This window comes from Streptomyces canarius, from assembly GCF_014650735.1.
Taxonomy (GTDB): Bacteria; Actinomycetota; Actinomycetes; order Streptomycetales; family Streptomycetaceae; genus Streptomyces; species Streptomyces olivaceoviridis.
Genome location: NZ_BMVN01000006.1, coordinates 151,632 through 173,255, shown reverse-complemented (window position 1 = coordinate 173,255; position 21,624 = coordinate 151,632). Strand labels below are relative to the sequence as shown.

The 21,624-nt window shown below is 73.9% G+C and carries 23 protein-coding genes; 10 read left to right on the top strand and 13 right to left on the bottom strand.

From position 1 onward, the window contains the following. Positions 1–21: 21 nt before the first annotated feature. On the bottom strand, positions 22–756 hold the full coding sequence (gene kbpA / locus IE294_RS11540) for an AfsK-binding protein KbpA (protein WP_189884974.1): 735 nt from the start codon (positions 754–756) through the stop codon (positions 22–24). Positions 757–890: 134 nt separating this feature from the next. On the opposite strand from kbpA, the gene IE294_RS11535 reads away from it, so the two are divergent. Then, positions 891–1,526: a TetR family transcriptional regulator gene (locus tag IE294_RS11535; RefSeq protein ID WP_189885224.1), complete on the top strand. Its 636-nt coding sequence runs from the start codon at positions 891–893 to the stop codon at positions 1,524–1,526. 73 nt (positions 1,527–1,599) lie between these two features. Here the strand turns inward: IE294_RS11535 and IE294_RS11530 are convergent, their stop codons facing one another. Beyond that, positions 1,600–2,052, bottom strand: a complete 453-nt coding sequence (locus IE294_RS11530; RefSeq protein WP_132785335.1) for an Lrp/AsnC family transcriptional regulator — start codon at positions 2,050–2,052, stop codon at positions 1,600–1,602. Between the two features lie 82 nt (positions 2,053–2,134). Between IE294_RS11530 and IE294_RS11525 the strand changes: the two genes are divergently transcribed. Further along, positions 2,135–2,752, top strand: a complete 618-nt coding sequence (locus tag IE294_RS11525; protein ID WP_189884971.1) for a LysE family translocator — start codon at positions 2,135–2,137, stop codon at positions 2,750–2,752. Here the strand turns inward: IE294_RS11525 and IE294_RS11520 are convergent. Beyond that, positions 2,749–3,267, bottom strand: a complete 519-nt coding sequence (locus IE294_RS11520) for a nitroreductase family deazaflavin-dependent oxidoreductase (protein WP_189884969.1) — start codon at positions 3,265–3,267, stop codon at positions 2,749–2,751. The two genes, IE294_RS11525 and IE294_RS11520, sit on opposite strands and share 4 nt — an antisense overlap. Then, the gene (locus IE294_RS11515) at positions 3,267–4,451 is read right to left on the bottom strand and encodes an acyl-CoA dehydrogenase family protein (RefSeq protein WP_189884967.1); all 1,185 of its coding nucleotides are present in this window, start codon (positions 4,449–4,451) and stop codon (positions 3,267–3,269) included. Before IE294_RS11515 ends, IE294_RS11520 begins: the two co-directional genes overlap by 1 nt. A 75-nt stretch (positions 4,452–4,526) precedes the next feature. On the opposite strand from IE294_RS11515, the gene IE294_RS11510 reads away from it, so the two are divergent. Further along, positions 4,527–5,699, top strand: coding sequence for a thiolase C-terminal domain-containing protein (locus tag IE294_RS11510; protein WP_189884965.1), 1,173 nt, complete (start codon positions 4,527–4,529; stop codon positions 5,697–5,699). Between the two features lie 55 nt (positions 5,700–5,754). Beyond that, complete coding sequence (locus IE294_RS11505) at positions 5,755–6,423, top strand: pyridoxine/pyridoxamine 5'-phosphate oxidase (protein WP_189884963.1); 669 nt, start codon at positions 5,755–5,757, stop codon at positions 6,421–6,423. A 3-nt stretch (positions 6,424–6,426) separates the two neighbouring features. Here the strand turns inward: IE294_RS11505 and IE294_RS11500 are convergent, their stop codons facing one another. Further along, a complete protein-coding gene (locus IE294_RS11500; RefSeq protein WP_189884961.1) occupies positions 6,427–6,861 on the bottom strand; it encodes a Zn-ribbon domain-containing OB-fold protein in 435 nt (144 codons plus the stop codon). Next, the gene (locus IE294_RS11495) at positions 6,861–7,310 is read right to left on the bottom strand and encodes a DoxX family protein (protein ID WP_189884959.1); all 450 of its coding nucleotides are present in this window, start codon (positions 7,308–7,310) and stop codon (positions 6,861–6,863) included. The genes IE294_RS11500 and IE294_RS11495 overlap by 1 nt, the downstream gene beginning before the upstream one ends. Before the next feature lie 224 nt (positions 7,311–7,534). Between IE294_RS11495 and IE294_RS11490 the strand changes: the two genes are divergently transcribed. The 4 genes from IE294_RS11490 to IE294_RS11475 all read left to right on the top strand — a co-directional run bounded on the left by IE294_RS11490 (position 7,535) and on the right by IE294_RS11475 (position 12,603). After that, a complete protein-coding gene (locus tag IE294_RS11490) occupies positions 7,535–8,725 on the top strand; it encodes a flavin-containing monooxygenase (protein WP_189884957.1) in 1,191 nt (396 codons plus the stop codon). A 107-nt stretch (positions 8,726–8,832) separates the two neighbouring features. Continuing rightward, positions 8,833–11,052 carry an acetate--CoA ligase family protein gene (locus IE294_RS11485; RefSeq protein WP_189884954.1) on the top strand — a complete coding sequence of 740 codons (2,220 nt, stop codon included), beginning with the start codon at positions 8,833–8,835 and terminating at the stop codon, positions 11,050–11,052. Between the two features lie 104 nt (positions 11,053–11,156). Beyond that, positions 11,157–11,945, top strand: coding sequence for an enoyl-CoA hydratase/isomerase family protein (locus IE294_RS11480; protein ID WP_189884952.1), 789 nt, complete (start codon positions 11,157–11,159; stop codon positions 11,943–11,945). Positions 11,946–12,000: 55 nt separating this feature from the next. Then, entirely contained in the window at positions 12,001–12,603 is a 603-nt protein-coding gene (locus IE294_RS11475; protein ID WP_189884950.1) for a flavin reductase family protein, read from the top strand. Positions 12,604–12,708: 105 nt separating this feature from the next. On the opposite strand, the gene IE294_RS11470 is transcribed toward IE294_RS11475, so the two are convergent. After that, on the bottom strand, positions 12,709–14,016 hold the full coding sequence (locus tag IE294_RS11470; protein WP_189884949.1) for an MFS transporter: 1,308 nt from the start codon (positions 14,014–14,016) through the stop codon (positions 12,709–12,711). Between the two features lie 70 nt (positions 14,017–14,086). On the opposite strand from IE294_RS11470, the gene IE294_RS11465 reads away from it, so the two are divergent. Beyond that, complete coding sequence (locus IE294_RS11465; RefSeq protein WP_189884947.1) at positions 14,087–15,115, top strand: GlxA family transcriptional regulator; 1,029 nt, start codon at positions 14,087–14,089, stop codon at positions 15,113–15,115. Here the strand turns inward: IE294_RS11465 and IE294_RS11460 are convergent. From IE294_RS11460 to IE294_RS11445, 4 genes are all read right to left on the bottom strand, one after another. After that, complete coding sequence (locus IE294_RS11460) at positions 15,020–16,300, bottom strand: MFS transporter (RefSeq protein ID WP_189884946.1); 1,281 nt, start codon at positions 16,298–16,300, stop codon at positions 15,020–15,022. The two genes, IE294_RS11465 and IE294_RS11460, sit on opposite strands and share 96 nt — an antisense overlap. A gap of 97 nt (positions 16,301–16,397) precedes the next feature. After that, positions 16,398–17,447: a Zn-dependent alcohol dehydrogenase gene (locus IE294_RS11455; protein ID WP_189884944.1), complete on the bottom strand. Its 1,050-nt coding sequence runs from the start codon at positions 17,445–17,447 to the stop codon at positions 16,398–16,400. Continuing rightward, on the bottom strand, positions 17,447–18,595 hold the full coding sequence (locus IE294_RS11450; RefSeq protein WP_189884942.1) for an acyl-CoA dehydrogenase family protein: 1,149 nt from the start codon (positions 18,593–18,595) through the stop codon (positions 17,447–17,449). Before IE294_RS11450 ends, IE294_RS11455 begins: the two co-directional genes overlap by 1 nt. A 72-nt stretch (positions 18,596–18,667) precedes the next feature. Continuing rightward, a complete protein-coding gene (locus tag IE294_RS11445; protein WP_189884939.1) occupies positions 18,668–19,585 on the bottom strand; it encodes an SDR family NAD(P)-dependent oxidoreductase in 918 nt (305 codons plus the stop codon). A gap of 102 nt (positions 19,586–19,687) precedes the next feature. Here IE294_RS11445 and IE294_RS11440 point away from each other — a divergent pair, with 102 nt between their 5' ends. After that, positions 19,688–20,614, top strand: coding sequence for a cyclase family protein (locus tag IE294_RS11440; RefSeq protein ID WP_189884937.1), 927 nt, complete (start codon positions 19,688–19,690; stop codon positions 20,612–20,614). 256 nt (positions 20,615–20,870) lie between these two features. Here IE294_RS11440 and IE294_RS11435 read toward each other — a convergent pair whose 3' ends face one another. Further along, positions 20,871–21,344: an ATP-binding protein gene (locus IE294_RS11435; protein WP_189814636.1), complete on the bottom strand. Its 474-nt coding sequence runs from the start codon at positions 21,342–21,344 to the stop codon at positions 20,871–20,873. Between the two features lie 18 nt (positions 21,345–21,362). After that, complete coding sequence (locus IE294_RS49025) at positions 21,363–21,497, bottom strand: hypothetical protein (RefSeq protein WP_268252785.1); 135 nt, start codon at positions 21,495–21,497, stop codon at positions 21,363–21,365. Between the last annotated feature and the right edge of the window lie 127 nt (positions 21,498–21,624).

Below are 21,624 nucleotides of genomic sequence, written 5' to 3'. Positions count from 1 at the left end.
AAACACCCCAAAGGGGGTGCATCAGCGCTGGAGCAGTGCGAACGACGCCCCCTGATTGTCGGTGACGACGGCCACCACTCCGTACGACGTCCCGAAGGGTGGCGCCTGCACCCGCCCGCCGAGCCGGTGGACGGCCCCGAGGGCGTCCCCCAGATCCGCGACCCGGAAGTGGACGAGGAAGTGCGGGGGCATCTCGGCCGGGAAGACGTCGGTGACCTCCGCGCGGCCGAAGTCGGGCTCGGCGTCGGTGCCGAACAGGGCGTCGTGGAAGAGACCGCCGTAGAAGGTGTTGGCCGCGGCGGTGTCCCGGGTGTAGAGCTCGGCCCAGACGAAGGTGTTCGGCCGGCGCCGCCGCCCGAAGCCGCGATGGGTGCCGGGCTGCCACAGGCCGAAGACCGCGCCCTCGGGGTCGGCGGCCAGGGCGGCGACGCCCAGGCCGTCCACCGGGTACGGGGCCGTGACCACCTGCCCGCCGGCCGCCGTGATCCGCCGGCCGAGGGCCCCGGCGTCCGAGGTGGCGAAGGAGACGGTCCAGACCGTGGGCATCCGGCCGTCCGTCTTGGGGGCCAGCGCGGCGACGGGGTCGCCGTCCAGCAGGGCCCACACGGTGGAGCCGTACGCCTCCTCGAAGGTCCACCCGAAAAGCTCACCGTAGAACCGCTTGCCCGCCTCGACGTCGGGCAGCTGGGCGTCCACCCAGCAGGGGACGCCCTCCCCGTATGTCTCTTCGTTCGTGGATGCCCTGTTTTCGGCCATGTCGCCAAAGTAACCGGGTCGCGCGCACCGCGCAGACCAGGCACACCATCCCCGTTTCCCCCGTGCACCCCATTTGCAGTCGGCCGAATCGCGCTCCCATCACCCCTCGGTAAGCTGACGACATGACAGGACAAGTGCGTACCGTCGACGGCCGCGTGGCCGGCCGGCGTGGGCAGGCGACCCGGCAGAAGCTGCTCGACTGCCTCAGCGAGATGCTCAGCTCCTCCCCGTACCGGGACGTCAAGGTCATCGATGTCGCCCGGAAGGCGGGCACTTCGCCCGCGACCTTCTACCAGTACTTCCCGGACGTCGAAGGTGCCGTCCTGGAGATCGCCGAGCAGATGGCGGCCGAGGGCGCGGGACTGACCGAACTCCTCGAAGGGCGCACCTGGACCGGCAAGTCGGGCTGGCAGACGGCGCAGGAACTCGTGGACGGGTTCCTGGACTTCTGGCGCAGGAACGACGCGATCCTGCGCGTGGTCGACCTCGGTGCGGCCGAGGGGGACAAACGGTTCTACAAGATCCGTATGAAGATCCTTAACTCGGTCAACAACTCCCTAGCGGACTCCATCGCGGACCTCCAGTCCAAGGGCCGGGTCGACAAGGACGTGAACCCGGCGGCGGTGGCCGGTTCGCTGGTCGCGATGCTCGCGGCGGTGGCGTCCCACCAGAAGGGCTTCTCGTCCTGGGGTGTGAAGCCGGCCGAACTCAAGCCGAATCTGGCGATGCTGGTGCACCTGGGCGTGACGGGCAGGAAGCCCTCCAAGTAGTCACGCCCCCATTGTCAGGGTCCAAGTCCTGTCTGGCAGGCGGTGGTTCACACGGTGAGCCACCGCCTGCCGTCTACGCCGGCAACGGCCGGTCCCGGACCACGTGCTTCATCACGAGCGTCGACGTCAGCCGCTGCACCCCCGGCAGCGTCGCCAGCCGCTCGTCGTAGAGCCGCTGGAAGGCGGCCAGGTCGGCGGTGGCCACCCGGAGCAGGTAGTCCGGCTCGCCGAACAGCCGCTGGGCGTCCAGCACGTGCTCCAGCTCACCGACCGCCCGCTCGAACTCGGCGACCGTGTCCCGGTCCTCCTGGCGCATGGACACGAAGACCAGCGCCTCGAAGTTCAGGCCGAGCGAGGCCGGGTCCACCATCGCCCGGTAGCCCTGGATGGCGCCGGACCGCTCCAGCTCGCGCAGCCGCCGGTGGCAGGGCGAGACGCTGAGCCGCACCCGGGCGGCCAGCTCGGTCACGGTCAGCCGCCCGTCCTGTTGCAGCTCCGCAAGGATTTTCCGGTCCACGTCGTCCATGAAGAAGATATTTGCGCAGAGCGCGCGATCATGGGCAAACTTCGGGAACACTTTCGGGATATTCGCGCCTAATGTCCCCGGTATGGACTCCGGGCTGCTCTTCTCCTTCCTCGTCGTGGACCTGCTGCTGGTGTGCGTACCGGGCGCCGACTGGGCGTACGTCATCGCCACCGCCCTGCGCGGCGGCTCGGTCCTGCGCGCGGTGGCGGGCCTGGTCTGCGGCTACGCCCTGCACACCGCCCTGGCGACGGCGGGCCTGGCGGTGCTGGTGGCGGGCTCGCCCCGGCTGCTGACGGCCCTGACGGTGGCCGGCGCGGGCTACCTGCTGTGGCTGGGCTGGGGCGTCCTGCGCCACCCGGCGGTCCCGGACGCCGACACCACGGCGACGCCCGACGGCCGCCTGTTCTCGCGCGGCGCGACGATCAGCGGCCTGAACCCCAAGGGCCTGATGCTCTACCTCTCCGTGCTCCCCCAGTTCCTCACCCTCAAGGGCGCCCACCTCCCCGTACCCGCGCAGACGGCGACCCTCGGCCTGCTGCACATGGCCTGCTGCGCGGCCGTCTACCTCGCCGTGGGCACGCTCGCCCGCACCCTCCTCAGGGCCCGCCCGACGGCGGCCCGGGCGGTGACCCGCACCTCGGGCGCGGCGATGCTGGGCATCGGCGCGCTGCTGCTGGTGGAACGACTGGCGACGCTCTAGTCCGGGTTCCCGGTGAGCCGGAACAGCCGGATCTCCCGTTCCACGCGCGCCTGGTACGTGGCGTACGGCGGCCAGAACGCCAGCAGTGCCTGCCAGACGGTGTCCCGCTCCGCCCCGGTGAGCAGCCGGGCGGTGACCGGGATGTCCCGGCCCTTCCAGCTCACCGAGGCCTCCGGGTGGGCGAGGAGGTTGTGGGTCCAGGCGGGATGGCCGGGACGGCCGAAGTTGGAGCCGATCAGGATCCAGGTCCTGCCGTCCTCCTCGGGCATGCAGGCCAGCGGGGTCCGGCGGGGCCGTCCCGTCCTCGCTCCTGTGGAGGTGAGGATCACGCCCGGCAGCAGCTGGGCGCTGAGCAGGAGTCTTCCCCGGGTGAGCCGGTGCACGTTGCGGTCGAGGGCCGGGACGACGTGCGGGGCGGCCTTGGCGAACAGCCGGGTGGAGGAGACCTTCTGGACGAGCCGGACGCCGGCGCAGGAGAGCGCGTGCCGGAGCCGGGCGCCGGCGGTGCGGGCCATCAGACGGCCACCTCCCCGGTCGTGAACAGACCCGCCGTCTCGGCGGCGCGGTCCCGCAGCCGGTGCACCGGCCCGAACAGCAGCTCGTCGCCGGCGGCCCGCTTGAAGTACAGGTGGGCGTCGTGCTCCCAGGTGAAGCCGATGCCGCCGTGCAGCTGGATGCCCTCGGCGGCGGCGTGGCGCAGCGCCTCAAGGGCCTGCGCGAGCGCGAGGCCGCCGGCCGGCTTGCCCCGGCCGGCCGCCCAGGCGGCGTAGTACGCGGCCGAGCGTGCCGCCTGCACCGCCACGTACACGTCCGCCAGCCGGTGCTTCACGGCCTGGAAGGACCCGATGGGCCGGCCGAACTGCATCCGCTGCCCCGCGTACTCCACGGTCCGCTCCAGGACGCGGCCGGCCGCCCCCACGGCCTCGGCGGCGAGCACCGTGGCCGCCGCGTCCCCGGTCCGGGCGAGGGCGGGGAGGACGTCCGTCTCCTGCGACCCCAGCAACTCCGCCGGTACGTCCCTGAGTTGTACGCGCGCTTGCGGGCGGGTGGCGTCCAGCGTGGTCTGCCGGACCCGGAGCAGCCCCGGGGCGTCGCCCGCCACCAGGAACAGCAGGGTCCGCGACCGGGCGAAGCCCCCGGTGTGCGCGGCGACGAGCAGCACCCCCGCGCTGTGCCCGTCCAGCACCTGCCCGGCCTCCCCGTACAGCCGCCAGCCGTCCGCCGCCCGCCGCGCCTGCACCCCGCCGGCCCGTCCGCCGCCGGCGCTGTAGCCGTCGTTCGCGCCGGTCAGGGCGAGGGCGGTGGCGAGCGCGGGCCCGGAGACGGCGAGGGCGGCGGTGCGGGTCCCGGCGGCGATGCGCGGCAGCAGCCCGGCGCGCTGGGCCTCGGTGCCGAGGGCGTGAATCAGCGGGGCGGTGAGGACACAGGTGGCGAGCAGCGGCGAGGGGGCCAGGGCGCGTCCCGTCTCCTCGCAGGCGAGGGCGAGCTCGGTGACCGTGCAGCCGACGCCGCCGTACCGCTCGGGCAGGGCGAGCCCGGGCAGGCCGAGCCGGCCGGCGAGGGCCGGCCACAGGCCGGGGTCGTGACCGGCGGGCGTGTCGAGCGCGGCCCGCACCTCCGTCGGGCCGCAGCGTGTGCGCAGCAGCTCGCGCAGGGTCCGGCGGATCTCGTCCTGTTCGGCGGTGAGGCGCGTGTCCATGGCCTTCCCTCCCCATCTGACGGTGCGTCATATTAGGCAGGTCGGAACGAGATGCACAGAGGGAGGAGCCCTCTCATGGCGCGCGGGAGCAGGAAGGTCGCCGTGGTCGGCGTGGCCCTGTCCGACTGCGGACGCGTGGACGACGCGACGGCGTACGCGCTGCACGCCCAGGCGGCCCGGCGGGCCCTCGCCGACGCGGGCCTGGACCGCACGGTGGTCGACGGCTTCGCCTCCGCCGGCCTCGGCACGCTGGCCCCGGTGGAGGTCGCCGAGTACCTGGGGGTGCGGCCCACCTGGGTCGACTCCACCTCGGTCGGCGGCTCGACCTGGGAGGTGATGGCGGCGCACGCGGCGGACGCGATAGCGGCGGGCCACGCGAACGCCGTCCTGCTGGTGTACGGCTCGACGGCCCGCGCGGACGTCAGGGCGGGCCGCCGCACGGGCACCCTGTCCTTCGGCGCCGGGGGCCCGCTCCAGTTCGAGGCGCCGTACGGCCACACGCTGATCGCCAAGTACGCGATGGCGGCCCGCCGGCACATGATCGAGTACGGGACGACGGTCGAGCAGCTGGCCCGGGTGGCGGTCCAGGCGAGGGCGAACGCGGCGCTCAACCCGGAGGCGATGTTCCGCACCCCGGTCACCGTCGACGACGTCCTGTCCGGCCCGCTGATCGCCGACCCCTTCACCAAGCTGCACTGCTGTCTGCGCTCGGACGGCGGCGCGGCGGTCCTGCTGGCGGCCGAGGAGTACGCACGGGACTGCCGTACGGCACCGGTCTGGGTCCTCGGCACCGGCGAGCACGTCTCCCACGCCACCCTGTCCGGGTGGCCGGACTTCACGGTCTCCCCGGCGGCGGTGAGCGGCCGGCTGGCCTTCGGGCGGGCCGGGGTGCGCCCGGCGGACATCGACTTCGCGGAGATCTACGACGCCTTCACCTACATGACCCTCGTCACCCTGGAGGACCTGGGCTTCTGCGCCAAGGGCGAGGGCGGCGCGTTCGTGGGCGAGGACCGGCTGCTGGTCCGGGGCGGTCAGCTGCCGGTCAACACGGACGGCGGCGGCCTGTCGGCCCAGCACCCGGGCATGCGGGGGCTGTTCCTGCTGGTGGAGGCGGTACGGCAGCTGCGCGGGGAGGCCGGGGAGCGGCAGGTGCGGCGCCGGGACGGCGGCTTGCCCCGGCTGGGCGTGGCCTCCGGGACCGGGGGGTGGTTCTGCTCCTCGGGGACCGTGGTGCTGGGGAGGGAGTGAGGGTACGGGCCCTGTGCCGCCCGGGTCGCGAGCCGGCCCGGGTGATACTCGCCCCATGGCACAGCACGATCTTCACGAGCTGCTCCGGTCGCTGCGGGTCTGGGACGCCCAGGTGACCGAGCTGCGGCCCTTCGACCCGGACACCGCCCCGCCCACTCCGCTGGCCCTGTTCACGAACTGGTTCGCGGAGGCCGTCGCGGCGGGGCAGCCGGAGCCGCACACCATGTCGCTGGCGACCGCGGACGAGGACGGCAGGCCGGACGTGCGGATCGTGATGCTGCACGGCGCCGACGCGGACGGCTGGTCCTTCGCCACCCACGCCACGAGCCGCAAGGGCCGCGCGCTGAGCGCCCGGCCGTACGCCGCCCTCGCCTTCTACTGGCCGGTGCTCGGCCGCCAGGTGCGGGTGCGCGGGCCGGTGACGTCGGCGCCGGCCGAGGAGAGCCAGGCCGATCTGCACGCGCGGTCCACGGGCGCGCTGGCCGCCGCGCTGACCGGCCGGCAGAGCGAGGAGCTGTCCTCCACGGAGGAGCTGCGGCGGGCCTCGGACGCGGCCTGGGAGCGGGCCCGGGAGAACCCCGCCGAGCCGTCGCCGACCTGGACCCTGTACCGGCTGCACCCGGAGACGGTGGAGTTCTTCCAGGGGGACGCGGAACGGCGGCACGTGCGCCTGGAGTACCGCAGCACCGGGTTCGGCTGGAGCAGGGCGCTGTTGTGGCCGTGAGGGTCAGCCGGCCGGCCCCGCCGCACGCCCCGGCCCCGGCCGGAACACCGGTACGCCGTCCCGGAACGCCACCTCCAGCGGCATCCCGGCCCGCGGGCCGTCCTGCGGGCAGTCCACCAGTTCCGTCATCATCCGCGGGCCCTCGGCCAGGTCGACCACCGCGGCCAGGTAGGGGACGCGGCCGGTGAACGGGGGGAGGTCGTTGCGGTGCACCGCGGACCACGTGTAGAGCGTGGCCCGGCCGCTCGCCTCCTCCCAGGACACCTCCTCGCTCCAGCAGTGCGGGCAGAACTCCCGGGGGTAGTGGTGGGCCCGGCCGCAGGCCCCGCAGCGGCGGACCAGCAGCCGGCCGCGCGCCGCCGCCTCCCAGTAGGGGCGGGTGAGGGCGTCGGGCTCCGGGACGTCATGACGCGGGACGTCGTGGCGCGGGCCGTCCATCAGAACCAGCCCAGCGCCGCGTCCAGCGACCACGTCTGCCAGGACATCCCGAAGAAGCCGACCAGGGAGATCAGGGCCATCATCGAGTTCTGGCCCTGTTCCGCCCAGTCGTGGATCATCAGGACGAAGTAGAGGAGGTTCAGCAGCAGGCCGCCCAGCAGGGCCACCGGGGTCAGGAAGCCGGCGACCAGGCCGAGGCCCAGGGAGAGTTCGGCGTAGGCGACCACGTACGCCATCAGCTTCGGGTGGGGCCCGACCACCGTGTCGAAGCCCGCCCGGACCGGGGTCCACCGGTGTCTCGCGGCCACGTCCGCCGCCCAGGCGATCCCGCTGCCCCGCTCGAACCAGGCCTTCTTGTCCTTGTGCCGCCAGCTCTCCAGCCACCACAGGCCGAGGCCGATGCGCAGCACGGCCAGCCACTGAGCGCCGTCCAGCCATAGAGCGTCCATGGATCTGACGGTACGTCAGATGTGCCGCGATGCCCACCCGTGAGTCCTCGATACGTTCGCCGGCGCGAGGCCACGAGCGGTCGTCATGGGCATCGGCGCCACGGCCGGTGCGGGCGCCTTCCTTCACGGCCGGGACACCCTTCCCGTACACCCGTGATCAATCCGCAACCAATTCCGGTCTTGACCGAGACCCATCAACCGGGTGTGTGATTACGCTCCCGCTCATGGCCGTCTCCCGTCCCTCGCCCGTCCCCCTCCCGCCGACCCCCGCCGGCCGCCCGGTCTATGTGATCGGCGCCGGTCCCGGGGGTCTCGCCGCCGCGTACGCGCTGCGGGCGCGGGGCGTGCGGGCCGTGGTCCTGGAGAAGTCCGACCGGGTGGGCGCCTCCTGGCGCCGGCACTACGACCGGTTGCGCCTGCACACCACCCGGCGGCTGTCCTCGCTGCCCGGGCTCGCCATCCCCCGGAAGTTCGGCCGCTGGGTCTCCCGGGACGACGTGGTCCGCTACCTGGAGAAGTACGCCGAGCACCACGCACTGGAGATCGTCACCGGGGTGGAGGTCCACCGCGTCGAGCGGAGCGGGGACGGCACCGGGTGGCTGCTGCGCGCCTCCGGCGGCCGGGAGCTGACCGGCAGCGCGGTGGTCGTCGCCACCGGCTTCAACCACACCCCGCGCATCCCCGACTGGCCGGGCCGGGAGTCGTACGGCGGCGAGTTCCTGCACGCGGGCGAGTACCGCGCCGCCGGGCCGTACCGGGGCCGTGACGTGCTCGTCGTCGGCGTCGGCAACACGGGCGCGGAGATCGCCGTGGACCTGGTGGAGGGCGGGGCCGCGCGGGTACGGCTGGCGGTGCGCACGGCGCCGCACATCCTGCGCCGGTCGACGCTCGGCTGGGCCTCCCAGTACTCGGGCGTGCTGGTCCGGCGGCTGCCGGTGTGGCTCGTGGACCGGCTCGCCGGACCGGTGGGGCGGCTCAGCACCCCGGACCTGACCGCGCACGGGCTGCCGCGTCCGGACACCGGCCTGTACAGCAGGGTGAAGCAGGGCGCGATCCCGGTCCAGGACGCCGGTCTGATCGACGCCGTGCGCACGGGCAAGGTGGAGATCGTGGCGGCCGTGGAGGCGTTCGAGGACGGCGAGGTGGTCCTCGCCGACGGCAGCCGGGTCTCGCCCGACGCGGTGATCGCGGCGACCGGGTACGTGCGGGCGCTGGAGGGGCTGGTCGGGCACCTCGGGGTGCTGGACGGGCACGGCAGACCGGTGGTGCACGGCGGCCGTACGTCCGCGCAGGCGCCCGGCCTGTACTTCACCGGGTTCACCAATCCCCTCAGCGGGATGCTCCGGGAGCTGGCGATCGACGCGGGGCGGATCGCGAAGGCGGTCGCGAGGGCGGTCGACAAGAGGCCGGCTTAGCCGCGCGGCAACTTTGCCGTACCGACCCGTTCCTGACACTCCGTCAGTTCAGTAACCTGACATGGCGTCAGGTACTGGTGGCTGTCTCAGAGGAGGCGGGCGGAACGATGCTCGGATCGACCCACGGCACCCTCACCACCGACTCCCGCCGGGCCCGGGTCATCGCCTGCGGCGACCAGCGGCCCGGACCCGCCGTCCACGACCGGGTGGCGGACCTCGATGTCAGCGGGCGCCCGCTGCACGCGGACGTACCGGACCTGAACCGGTTCTTCCGGCCCGAGTCGGTCGCCGTGATCGGCGCGTCGGACGCCGAGGGCCGGCCGAACACCGGGATCACCCGGCAGTTGCTGGACTGGGCCGGGCGGGTCGGGGCCCGCGTGCACCCGGTGCACCCGACCCGGCCTGCCGTGTTCGGCCTGCCCTGCGCGGCCTCCGTGGCCGAACTGCCCGAACAGGTCGACCTGGCCGTGCTGCTGGTGGCCGACCCGCTGCCGCTGATCGAGGAACTCGGCGAGGCGAAGGTGCGGTTCGCGGTCGCCTTCGCCTCCGGGTTCGCGGAGACCGGCCGGGCGGGCGCCGAGGCGCAGGAACGGCTGGCCGAGGCGGTACGGCGCTCGGGCATCAGGCTGCTCGGGCCGAACACCAACCTCAACGCCTTCGAACGCTTCCGGGACGATCTGACCGGGCCGGCCATCGCGCTGATCACCCAGTCCGGACACCAGGGCCGGCCCGTCTTCGCCCTCCAGGAGCTCGGCATCCGGCTCTCGCACTGGGCGCCCACCGGCAACGAGGCCGACCTGGAGACCGCCGACTTCCTCTCCTGGTTCGCCGAGCAGCCCGAGGTCGGCGCCATCGCCGCATACGTCGAAGGGCTCAAGGACGGCCGCGCCTTCCTGCTGGCCGCCGACCGCGCCGCCCGCCGCAAGGTCCCGGTCGTCGCCGTGAAGGTGGGCCGCACCGAGACCGGCGCCCGGACGGCCGCCTCGCACACCGGCAAGCTCACCGGCGCCGACGACGTGGTGGACGCGGCCATGCGGCAGTACGGCGTGATCCGCGTCGACGCCCTGGACGAACTCCAGGACACCGCCGCCCTGTTGGCGCGGGCGCGGGCGCCACGGGCCGACGGCGTGGTCATCTGCTCCATCTCCGGCGGCACGGGCGCGCACGTCGCCGACCTGGCCGCCGGGGCGGGGCTCCGGCTGCCGACGCTGTCGCCGCAGAAGCAGGCCGAGCTGCACCAGTGGATACCGGGGTATCTGAGCGTGGCCAACCCGGTGGACAACGGCGGCCACCCGGTCGGTGACCGGCGCGGCCGGAAGATCATCGACGCGCTGCTCGCCGACCCGGCGGTGGGCGTCCTGATCTGCCCGGTCACGGGCCCGTTCCCGCCGCTGAGCGACCGGCTCGTGAAGGACCTGGTCGAGGCGGCCGAGGAGACGGACAAGCTGGTGTGCGTGGTGTGGGGCTCACCGGCCGGCACCGAGCCGGCGTACCGGGACGTCCTGCTCGGCTCCTCGCGCGTGGCCACCTTCCGCACGGTCGGCAACTGTCTGACCGCCGTCCGGGCCTGGCTGGACCACCACCGCTTCGTGACCGACTACCGCTCCCCCTTCGACATGGCCCCGCGCACCCCGTCCCCCTCCTTCCGCAAGGCCGAGGCCCTGATGCAGCCCGGCCGGCAGCTCAGCGAGCACGCGGCCAAGCAGTTGCTGCGGGCGTACGGCATCCGGGTGCCGCGCGAGCAGTTGGTGACCAGCGCGGCGGCGGCCGTGCGGGCGGCCGGGCAGGTGGGCTACCCGGTGGTGATGAAGGCGTCCGGCGCGCAGATCGCCCACAAGACCGAGCTGGGCCTGGTGAAGATCGGCCTGACCTCGGCGAGCCAGGTCCGCGACGCCTACCGGGAGCTGACCGACATCGCGCGCTACGAGGGCGTCGGGCTGGACGGCGTCCTGGTGTGCCAGATGGTCGAGCAGGGCGTGGAGATGGTGGCCGGGATCACCCACGACGAACTGTTCGGGCCGACGGTGACGGTCGGGCTCGGCGGCATCCTGGTCGAGGTGCTGCACGACACGGCCGTCCGCGTCCCGCCGTTCGGGGAGGACCAGGCCCACGCCATGCTCACCGAGCTGCGCGGCCGGGCCCTGCTGGACGGCGTCCGGGGCCGCCCGCCGGCCGACGTGGACGCGCTGGTGGAGGTCGTCCTGCGGGTCCAGCGCATGGCCCTGGAACTGGGCTCGCACATCGCCGAGCTGGACATCAACCCCCTGATGGTGCTGCCCCGGGGCCAGGGCGCGGTGGCCCTCGACGCGCTGGCGGTGTGCCGGTGAACGGGCCGCGGGGAGGCGGTGACGCCGGACGCGGTGACGCCGGACGCGCTGGTGACGGGACGGTCGGCGAGCCGCAGGGACGCGGTGACGCCGGTGACGGGTCCGTGAACGAGCCCGTACGGCACGAGGTCCGTGACCGGGTCGCCCACATCACCCTGAACCGTCCCGAGGCCCTGAACGCCCTCACCCCCGCCATGCGGGACCACCTCATCGGCCTGCTGGAGGAGGCGTCGGCGTCCCCGGACGTCCGGGCGGTGGTCCTCACAGGCACCGGCCGGGGCTTCTGCGCGGGCGCGGACCTGCGGGGCGGGGCCGGCTCGGGCGACCGGATCGCCGGTGATGTGGCCCGGGTGCTGCGCCGGGGCGCGCAGCGCCTGATCTGCGCCGTGCTGGACTGCGAGAAGCCGGTCCTGGCCGCCGTGAACGGTACGGCGGCCGGCCTGGGCGCGCACCTGGCCTTCGCCTGTGACCTGGTCCTGGCCGCCGGATCGGCCCGCTTCATCGAGGTGTTCGCCCGCCGCGGCCTGGTCCCCGACGGCGGCGGCGCCTACCTCCTGCCCCGCCTGGTCGGCCCGCACCGGGCGAAGGAACTGATGTTCTTCGCCGACGCGCTCCCGGCAGCGGAGGCGGAACGCCTGGGCCTGGTCAACCGGGTCCTCCCGGACGCGGACCTGGAGAAGACGGCCGGCGCCTGGGCGGCCCGGCTGGCCTCCGCCCCGACCAGGGCCCTCGCGCTCACCAAGCACCTGGTGAACACCTCCCTGGACACCGACCGCGCCACGGCCTTCGCCGCGGAGTCCTGGGCCCAGGAACTCAACATGACGACGGAGGACGCCCGGGAGGGCCTCCGCGCGTTCGCCGCACGCGGGGACCCGCGGTTCCGGGGCCGTTGACGGCCCGTTCCACCCCCTTCCGATCTGACGTTCCGTCAGCTTCAATGGACGGGTGATGGGACACGCAGGCGCGGCGGCCTTCGCCGTTCGGTATCTGGGGGGCAGGCCCGTGGAGGCCCTGCCGCGGCCCGAGTTGCGGTGTGTGCGGGACGGTGAGCGGGCTCCGGTGGGGCAGACGGAGTTCCGGCGGGTGCTGGGGGACTTCGCCAGCGGGGTCACCGTGATCACCGCGCCCGCGACCGGGGGTGAACCCGGGCCCGCAGGGTTCGCCTGCCAGTCCTTCTCCTCCCTCTCCCTGGAACCGCCCCTCGTCTGCTTCATGGTGGGCCGTACGTCCACGACCTGGCCGCGCATCGCACGCGCCGGCGTCTTCTGCGTCAACGTGCTCAGCGCCGGCCAGCACGAACTGTGCCGGGCCTTCGCGGTGAGCGGCGCCGACAAGTTCGCCGGGGTGGCGTACGACCCGGCGCCCGTCTCCGGGTCGCCCCGGCTCGCCGGTGCCGCCGCCTGGATCGACTGTGCCGTCCACGCCGTGCACACCGGGGGCGACCACCTCGTCGTCGTGGGACGGGTGGCCGCCCTCGACGCGGACGGCACGGCGGAGCCGCTGCTCTTCCACCGGGGGCGGTTCGCGCGGCTCGACGGCGGCCGAGCCTGACCGTCAGCGCGGGGTCAGGCGCCGCAGGGACGTGATCTCGGCCGCAAGAGGACCATGCCGAGTGTCACGGACTTTCCCTTCCGCGGGGTGCGTTCAGTGGTGCGGTCAGGATACGGCGAGTGTGCGGGCGGCCGGTGTGGTGCGCCGGATGACCAGCGCCATCAGGGCCGCCGCCGCGCACAGCGTGCCGGAGGCGTACCAGACGACGTCGTAGGAGCCGAAGGCGTCCCGGGCGACTCCGCCGAGGTAGGCGACGACGGCCGCGCCGACCTGGTGGGAGGCGAGCACCCAGCCGAAGACGATGGCGCTGTCCTCGCCGAACTGCTCGCGGCACAGGGCCAGGGTCGGCGGGACGGTGGCGACCCAGTCGAGGCCGTAGAAGACGATGAAGAAGAGCATCGGCGGGTGGACGGCGGGGCCCAGCAGCATCGGCAGGAACAGCAGGGACAGGCCGCGCAGGGCGTAGTAGACGGCGAGCAGGCGGCGCGGTTCGAAGCGGTCGGTGAACCAGCCGGAGGCGATCGTGCCGACGACGTCGAACACACCGATCACCGCGAGCAGCGAGGCCGCCGTCGTCACGGGCATGCCGTGGTCGTGCTCGGCGGGCACGAAGTGCGTCTGGACCAGGCCGTTGGTGGAGGCACCGCAGATCGCGAAGGTGCCGGCGAGCAGCCAGAAGGTGCCCGTGCGGGCGGAGGTGGACAGGACGCCGAGCGTGCGGCGGGCGGCGCCGGTGACGGGTGCCGGCTTGGGCACGAACTCCCGTGCCCCGTACGGCGCCACGCCCACGTCGGCCGGGTGGTCGCGCAGCAGGAGCCAGACGAAGGGGACGACGGCGAACGCGGCCAGGGCGACCGTGACCGCGGCGGGCCGCCAGTCGTGGCGCTCGACGATCCAGGACAGCAGCGGCAGGAAGACCAGCTGGCCGGAGGCCGAGGCGGCGGTGAGGATGCCGGTGACCAGACCGCGCCGTTCGGTGAACCAGCGGTTGGTCACCGTCGCCGCGAAGGCCAGTGCCATGGAGCCGGTGCCGAGCCCCACCAGCAGGCCCCAGCACAGCAGCAGCTGCCAGGCCGCCGTCATCCACACGGTCAGGCCGGAGCCGAGGGCTATCACGGTCAGCGCCGCGGCCACCACCCGGCGGATGCCGAAACGGTCCATCAGCGCGGCGGCGAAGGGCGCGGTGAGGCCGTAGAGCGCGAGGTTCACGGAGACGGCGGCGCCGATCGTGCCGCGCGACCAGCCGAACTCCTGGTGCAGCGGGTCGATGAGCAGGCCGGGCAGGGATCGGAAGGCCGCCGCGCCGGTGATCGTGACGAACGTGACGGCGGCGACGAACCAGGCACGGTGCACGCGGCCACGCCGGGCGGGCGGGACCTGGACGGGAGCGGCGGCTGGGGTTGTCTGAGTCACGCCCCCACCCTCCCGTGCGCATGCCCGTGCATCGAGTGGCCCGCTGGACATACTTCGCTATGATCGGGCCATGACGAGCGCAGCCGCAGGGGAATTCCGGCCGCACCGGGTCGCCGTCCTCGCCCTGGACGGCATACTGCCCTTCGAACTGGGCATCCCGCACCGGATCTTCGGCCGCCCCCGGGACGCCCGGGGCCGGCACCTGTACGAGGTCGTGACCTGCTCGGTCCGGCCGCCCGGCACGGTCGAGACGGACGCCGACTTCGCCGTGCAGATCGCGCACGGCCCGGAGACGCTGGCGACGGCCGACACGGTGATCGTCCCGGCGTCCTACGAACTCGGCCCGCTCTACGACGAGGGCCGGCTCACCGACGAACTGGCCGCCGCCCTCGCCCGCGTCCGCCCCGGCACCCGGCTGGCCTCCATCTGCACCGGCGCCTACGTCCTCGCCGCCGCCGGCTACCTCGACGGACGCCCGGCCACCACGCACTGGGCCGACGCCGAGCGCTTCCAGCGGATGTTCCCGAAGGTCGAGGTGGACGCGGACGTGCTGTTCATCGACGACGGGGACGTGCTGACCTCGGCCGGGGTCGCCGCCGGGATCGACCTGTGCCTGCACATGGTCCGCCGCGACTTCGGCACGGCCGTCGCCAACGAGGTGGCCCGCCGCACGGTCGTACCGCCCCACCGCGACGGCGGCCAGGCCCAGTACATCCGCCGCCCGGTCCCCGACCCGCAGGTCGCCACGACGACCGCCGCCCGCGCCTGGGCGCTGGGCCGGCTGCACGAGCCGATCCAGCTGCGCGACCTGGCCGAGCAGGAGGCCATGTCGGTACGCACCTTCACCCGCCGCTTCCGCGAGGAGGTCGGCATCAGCCCCGGCCAGTGGCTCACCCAGCAGCGCGTGGAGCGCGCCCGGCACCTGCTGGAGTCCACGGACCTGTCGATGGACCAGGTGGCCCGGGACTCGGGCTTCAACACGGCCCAGTCGATGCGCCAGCACCTACAGGCCGCCCTCGGGGTCACGCCCACCGCCTACCGGCGCGCCTTCCGCACCGGCGGCGCCGAGCGGCAGGACCGCGTCGGCACCCGGCACTGACCGGCCGGTCCGTCTCTCACCCCACCAGCCGACCGCCGTCAGCAGCAGGGTGAGGGCCACCCCGGCCAGGATCGCCGTGGAGGGCGCGGTGTGCGGCAGCAGGGCGCCCGCGAGCGAACCGGTCGCCGCGTAACCGGCGCCCACGGCGGCGTACATGACCGAGTAGCCGGCGGCCAGGACGTGCGGCGGGAGCACCTCGCGCAGGGACAGGTTCCGGGTGAGCATCGCGCCGGACTGGAGCAGCCCGGCCACGGCCAGCGCCGCCGCGATGCCCGGCGTGCCGGGTATCAGGGCGACCACGGCGACCGCGGCCGACATGCCGGTCATCAGGAGCGCGCTGCGGGTGCGGAGCAGCCCCGGCCAGGACCGCAGGCCGTACAGGAAGGCGCCGACGGCGGAGGCCGCCGCCATCACCGTGAGCAGCGGGCCCGCCCAGCCGACGCCGATGCCGCGCTGTTCGAGCAGGGCGGGCAGGACGAGTTCGGCGAGGGCCAGCAGGGACAGACTGGCCGCGCCCGTGACGTACACCGGCCAGGCCCGGGCCAGCAGGCGGTGCTTCGACGCGCCCCCGCCGTCCCGGTCGCCGCTCTCGGCCGGACCGCCGGGCCCGTCCGCCGCCCAGCCGGCCGGGAGCAGCCACAGGCCCGCGGCGGACGACGCCATCAGTGCGGCGGCGAGCAGCGGCGGGAGGCGGGGGTCGGCGCCGAGGGCGAGCCCCGTGACGGTGGCCGGGGAGACGGCCCAGACGCCGAACGTGAGCACCGACTCGGCGGACAGCGCCTGGGCCGCCGCGTGCGCCGGCACCAGGGAGGTGAGCCACGTGCGCAGCCCGCCGGGCGCGGCGGCGGGCCCGGCCCCGGCGAGGAACGCGAAGGCGGTGAGCAGCGCGGCGGGCGCGCCGGGGAACGCGCCGAGGCCCGCGCATCCGGCGGCACCGGCGACGAGTCCGGCGGCCAGGTGCGGGCGGGCCCGCCGGGGGTCCAGGCGCATGCCGAGCACGGGGGCGCCGATGATCTCGCCGATGACGTAGGCGGCGGCGAGGGCCGCGCCCAGGGAGTAGCCGCCGGGGCGCTCGCGGACCAGGAAGACCAGGGCCAGCGGGGCCATGGCCACCGGCATGCGGGCGCCGACGGCCACCAGGGCCCAGGCCAGGACCCGCCGGGAGACGACATCGCGGTAGCTCATGCCTCGACGGTAGGGGCCGCCACCGACAACCGCCGCCTCCTCGTCCCGAGCCTGTGGACAACTTCGGCCGGGGCACCTGACGGGGGCTCACCAGCCGTCAGAACGTCAGTACCGCCCGCGCCACCCGGCCCGCCTCCGCCTGAGCCCGTGCCTTCTCGAAGTCCTCCACCGGATGGACCTCCGTCACCAGCTCGTCCAGCATCAGCCGCCCCTGGCGGTACAGCTCGGCGTACAGCGCGATGTCCCGCTGGGGACGCGAGGAGCCGTACCGGCAGCCGAGGACCGACTTGTCCAGGTAGAGGGAGGAGACGAGGAAGGACGCCTCGGCCGTGGCCGGGGGCACGCCGAGCAGGACCGCCTGTCCGCCCCGGTCGAGCAGGTCGACGGCCTGGCGGATCAGCTCCACCCGGCCCACGCACTCGAAGACGTGGTCGGCCCCCGTGGGCAGCAGGTCCCGCACGCCGTCCGCCGAGGTCAGGAAGTCGGTGGCGCCGAACTGCCGGGCCACCGCCTCCTTGGCGGGATTGGCGTCGACGGCCACGACGGCGAGGGCGCCCGCGAGCCGCGCGCCCTGGAGGACGTTCAGCCCGATCCCGCCCGTGCCGATGACGACCACGCTGTCCCCCTGGTCCACCCGCGCCCGGTTCAGGACCGCGCCGACGCCGGTGAGCACCCCGCACCCGATCAGCGCGGCGGAGGTCAGCGGGATGTCCCGGGGGATGCGCACGGCCTGCACGGCCTTGACGACCGTGCGTTCCGCGAAGGCCGAGTTGGCGGCGAACTGGTGCACCGGGCCCGTGCCCCGTGTGAACGGCTTCGCCGGGCGCCCGATGGCCCGCCGGCACATGGTCGGCCGTCCCCGGTCGCAGTCCGCGCACGTCCCGCAGTGGGCGAGCGTGGACAGGGCCACATGGTCACCGGGCGCGACATGGGTGACGCCCGCCCCCACCGCTTCCACGATCCCGGCGCCCTCATGGCCCAGCACCACCGGTACCGGGAACGGGATGGTGCCGTCCACCACCGACAGATCGCTGTGGCACAGCCCGGCCGCCGCGATGGCGACGAGCACCTCGCCGGGGCCCGGCTGCCGTACCGTCAGATCGTCGACGACCTGGACCCGCCTGCCGTCGAACACCACACCCCGCATCACACGGCCCCCTTCGGCTCACCCGGCAGACCGAGCACGCGCTCGGCGACGATCGTGCGCTGGATCTGGTCCGAGCCGCCGTAGAGGGTGTCGGCCCGGGAGAACAGGAACAGGTGCTGGTCCGCGTCGAGCGCGTACGGCGAGACGGGCGACCAGTCCGTGGGGCCCACGGCCGCCGCCGCGCCTCTGACCTGGACGGCGAGCTCGCCCAGCCGCTGGTGCCAGTTCGCCCACAGCAGTTTGGCCACGCTGGACGCGCCCGGGTCGGCGGAGCCACCGAGGGTGCGCAGGGCGTTCCAGCGCATGGCGCGCAGCTCGGCCCACTGGCGGACGAGCCGGGCGCGCAGCACCGGATCGCGTACGGCCCCGGTCTCCACGGCAGCCGCGACGACCCCCGCCAGCTCCTGGGCGAAGCCGATCTGCTGGGCCAGGGTGGAGACCCCGCGCTCGAATCCGAGCAGGCTCATCGCCACCCGCCAGCCCTGTCCCTCTCCCCCGACGACGTGCTCCACGCGCGCGCGTGCCCCGTCGAAGAAGACCTCGTTGAAGTCGCTCGTGCCGGTGAGCTGCCGGATGGGGCGGACCTCGACGCGGCCGGGCTGGTCCATGGGCACGAGCAGGAAGCTGAGGCCGTGGTGGCGGCGGGCGTCCGGGTCGGTCCGGGCCAGCACGAAGCACCAGTCGGCCTCATGGGCGAGCGAGGTCCAGATCTTCTGTCCGCTGATCCGGTACGACGTCCCGTCCCGCACCGCCGCCGTGCGCACCGCGGCGAGGTCGGAGCCGGCGCCGGGTTCGCTGTATCCCTGGCACCACAGCTCCTCTCCGGCGGCGACCGGCGGCAGGAAGCGGTTCTTCTGCTCCTCGTCGCCGTGGGCGAGGAGGGTGGGGGCGAGCAGGTTCTCCCCGATGTGCCCGGAGCGCGGGGGCGCGGCCGACCGGGCGTACTCCTCGGCCCAGACGACCTGTTGGGTGAGGGGCACGGTCCGGTTGCCGTACCCCGCCTCCGCCCAGCCGAGCCCGATCCAGCCGGCGGCACCAAGGGTCCTCTCCCAGGCACGCCTCGTCATCGAGGCGTGGGTGTGCTCGCCCAGCCAGCCCCGCACCTCGGCACGGAACCCCTCATCCTCGTCACTGAACCCGAACTCCATGTCCACCACCTCTGATCGGTGACCGGCGTAGGTGTCGGCCGGGTGCCGGCCCGCCGCGCGAGCTCCCCGGGGCTACTGTGCGTTGGGCCGGTACGATCCCCGCGCCGCCTCCTCCATCGCCGCGAGCTCGGAGAGCATCGGCATCGGATCCGCCCCGACCGACCCCGGCAGGACCTCGGCGATCCGCTCGGGCGTCCAGCCGGGCCCCTCGGCGTAGACGGAACGCAGTTCCCTCGGCTGGGCCCACACCGCGATCTTCGCCCCGGCGACCGTGTACACCTGCCCGGTGATGCCCTGCGCGGCGGCCCGCTCGGACAGCAGGTACACCACCAGCGCGGCCACGTCCTCCGGCTCGCCGATCTCCGCCAGCCGCACCGGCACGTTCGCCGACATCCGCGTACGCGCCACCGGTGCCACCGCGTTCGCGGTCACCCCGTACTTGTGCAGGCCGAGCGCGGCGCTGCGCACGAGGGAGATGATCCCGCCCTTGGCCGCGCTGTAGTTGGCCTGCGCGACGGAGCCCTGGTGGTTGCCGCTGGTGAAGCCGATGAGGGTGCCGGAGCGTTGCCGGCGCATGACGGCGGAGGCGGCCCGGAACACGGTGAACGTGCCCTTCAGGTGGGTGGCGACGACCGGGTCCCACTCCTCCTCGGTCATGTTGAACAGCATCCGCTCCCGCAGGATGCCGGCCACGCACACGACCCCGTCGACCCGGCCGTACGTCTCCACCGCCGTGTCCACGACCCGCTGTCCGCCCGCCATGGTGGAGATGTCGTCGGCGACCGCGACGGCCTCGCCGCCCGCCACCTCGATCTCCTTGACGACGGCCTCGGCGACCTCGCTGGTGGGCGAGGCGCCGTCCACGGCCACGCCGTAGTCGTTGACGACGACCTTCGCCCCTTCGGCCGCCGCCGCCAGCGCGACCGCCCGTCCGATCCCGCGCCCGGCACCCGTCACGGCGATGACCTTGCCGGCCAAGAAGTTCCCCACGCCCGGCCCCTTCCCGCAGTTTCTGACGGTTTGTTAGATTGACGGTGCGTTAGATTTTATGACCCGCCGACCGCGCGGGCACAAGCCCCGGGGAGGCACCGGATGGCACTGCCGGAGGAGTTCCACACGATCGCGGGGCGCGTGAACAACTGGGGACGCTGGGGCGCCGACGACGAGATCGGCACCCTGAACCTGATCACGGACGACGTCGTGCGGGAGGCCGTCCGCGAGGTGCGCACCGGGCGCCGCGTCCCGCTCGCCCTCCCCCTGGCGCAGGACGGTGTGCAGACGGGGATGATCGCCGGCCGGGTCAACCCGCTGCACGCGATGGTGCAGCTCAACCAGGAGCTGTTCGGGCCGGGCACGGTGGCGTGCAGCGACGACGCGGTGACCATGGGGCTCCAGGCCGGCACCCACTGGGACGCGCTGACCCATGTCTCGCACTCGGGGAAGCTCTACAACGGCCGCCCCGCGCACACGGTCACCGCGCACGGCGGTGCCGAGTTCAGCGGGATCGACAAGGTGCGGCACCTGGTCTCGCGCGGGGTGCTGCTGGACGTGGCACGCGCACGGGGCGTGGACCGGTTGCCGGGGGGCCACGCGGTCACCCCCGAGGACCTGGAGGCGGCCGAGGAGTTCGCCGGTACGCGCGCGCGTGCCGGTGACATCGTGCTCGTACGGACCGGACAGGTGCGGGTGTACCTGTCCGGGGACAAGCACGGCTACGGCTATCCGTCGCCGGGGCTCTCGGTGCGCTGCCCGGAGTGGTTCCACGCGCGCAACGTGGCGGCGGTCGCGAACGACACGCTCACGTTCGAGGTCTTCCCGCCCGAGATCGAGGACCTGTGGCTGCCCGTGCACGCGCTGCACCTGGTGGAGATGGGGATGCTCCAGGGCCAGAACTGGAATCTCGAAGAGTTGTCCACAGCCTGTGGAGAAACGGGCCGGTACACGTTCCTGCTGTCGGCGATGCCCGAGCCGTTCGTGGGCGCGACGGGGACACCGGTGGCCCCGGTGGCGATCCTGTGAACGGCGGCGGCGCGTCCGCGGTCGGCGGCGCGTGCCCCCCACCGTCACGCGCACGCGCCGCCGTCCGATACGACCCGCACTCGGCGGGGACCGCCGTCGCCTCGGGCCCTCGCCGTCCCCTCGCGGCGGACCGACGCACCCCAGCCTGATCAGGCACCCAGGGAACGTCAACGCCGGTACGGACCCGTGTTGCGGCAGCCCCGCTCACAGCACCCGCGCACGGGCGCACCCCCCGGCGCACCACCGCCCAGGGCCGCTACACCGCTTCGAAGGCGAGACCCTCGTACGCGGACAGTCCGCCCCCGCACGCCAGCGCGGCGCTCTGCCGGGGCTGTGAACAGCGGTCCAGTTCGCACCAGATGCTCTTGCCGGCGCCCTCGGGGCTCCAGCCCCAGCGGTCGGCGAGACAGTCCACGAGGGCCAGACCCCGGCCGCCGGTGGCGTCGTCGTCGGCGCAGCGGGGCACGGGCGCGCGCGAGCTGCGGTCGGTCACCTCGACCCGCACCGTGGCCGACGGACACTTCTCGGCCGCCGGACCCGGCAGACACAGCCGCAGCACGGCCGGCCGGCCGGTGTGCACCACGGCATTGGTCACCAGCTCGGAGACGAGCAGGATCAGGGTCTCGGCCAGCGGCTCGTCGGCCGTTATCCCCGATCCCGCGAGCCGCGAGCGGGCCCACCTCCTCGCCCGTCCCACCTCCGCGGGGTCGGGCCGGATCTCCAGCTGCACTTGAAGCACCTGCACCGCTCACACCATCCGAACCGGCGGATCCATGACCCCGCGCCAACCGCGCGCCGCGGTCTCAGCCGCGGCGGCGATCACGAGGGCCACGATCCCAGCCATTTTCTGCATGGCCAGAACAACGGCCAGAGCAAGGGTCACGGACCGTGACTCCCTTGCGAGACAGCATGGTTGACGTACAGTCACCCCAACAAGCGCTTCGGGCATATTCCCGCGCGAAGGAGTACGCGTAGGGCATACTGTGCGACGCTCGTGCCGGGGAGTCGAA

Bases quoted from the DNA above. Each gene is read 5' to 3' on its own strand.
- kbpA (WP_189884974.1), bottom strand. From the start codon at position 756: ATGGCCGAAAACAGGGCATCCACGAACGAAGAGACATACGGGGAGGGC.
- IE294_RS11530 (WP_132785335.1), bottom strand. From the start codon at position 2,052: ATGGACGACGTGGACCGGAAAATCCTTGCGGAGCTGCAACAGGACGGG.
- IE294_RS11525 (WP_189884971.1), top strand. From the start codon at position 2,135: ATGGACTCCGGGCTGCTCTTCTCCTTCCTCGTCGTGGACCTGCTGCTG.
- IE294_RS11520 (WP_189884969.1), bottom strand. From the start codon at position 3,267: ATGGCCCGCACCGCCGGCGCCCGGCTCCGGCACGCGCTCTCCTGCGCC.
- IE294_RS11515 (WP_189884967.1), bottom strand. From the start codon at position 4,451: ATGGACACGCGCCTCACCGCCGAACAGGACGAGATCCGCCGGACCCTG.
- IE294_RS11510 (WP_189884965.1), top strand. From the start codon at position 4,527: ATGGCGCGCGGGAGCAGGAAGGTCGCCGTGGTCGGCGTGGCCCTGTCC.
- IE294_RS11505 (WP_189884963.1), top strand. From the start codon at position 5,755: ATGGCACAGCACGATCTTCACGAGCTGCTCCGGTCGCTGCGGGTCTGG.
- IE294_RS11500 (WP_189884961.1), bottom strand. From the start codon at position 6,861: ATGGACGGCCCGCGCCACGACGTCCCGCGTCATGACGTCCCGGAGCCC.
- IE294_RS11495 (WP_189884959.1), bottom strand. From the start codon at position 7,310: ATGGACGCTCTATGGCTGGACGGCGCTCAGTGGCTGGCCGTGCTGCGC.
- IE294_RS11490 (WP_189884957.1), top strand. From the start codon at position 7,535: ATGGCCGTCTCCCGTCCCTCGCCCGTCCCCCTCCCGCCGACCCCCGCC.
- IE294_RS11485 (WP_189884954.1), top strand. From the start codon at position 8,833: ATGCTCGGATCGACCCACGGCACCCTCACCACCGACTCCCGCCGGGCC.
- IE294_RS11475 (WP_189884950.1), top strand. From the start codon at position 12,001: ATGGGACACGCAGGCGCGGCGGCCTTCGCCGTTCGGTATCTGGGGGGC.
- IE294_RS11465 (WP_189884947.1), top strand. From the start codon at position 14,087: ATGACGAGCGCAGCCGCAGGGGAATTCCGGCCGCACCGGGTCGCCGTC.
- IE294_RS11460 (WP_189884946.1), bottom strand. From the start codon at position 16,300: ATGAGCTACCGCGATGTCGTCTCCCGGCGGGTCCTGGCCTGGGCCCTG.
- IE294_RS11455 (WP_189884944.1), bottom strand. From the start codon at position 17,447: ATGCGGGGTGTGGTGTTCGACGGCAGGCGGGTCCAGGTCGTCGACGAT.
- IE294_RS11450 (WP_189884942.1), bottom strand. From the start codon at position 18,595: ATGGAGTTCGGGTTCAGTGACGAGGATGAGGGGTTCCGTGCCGAGGTG.
- IE294_RS11440 (WP_189884937.1), top strand. From the start codon at position 19,688: ATGGCACTGCCGGAGGAGTTCCACACGATCGCGGGGCGCGTGAACAAC.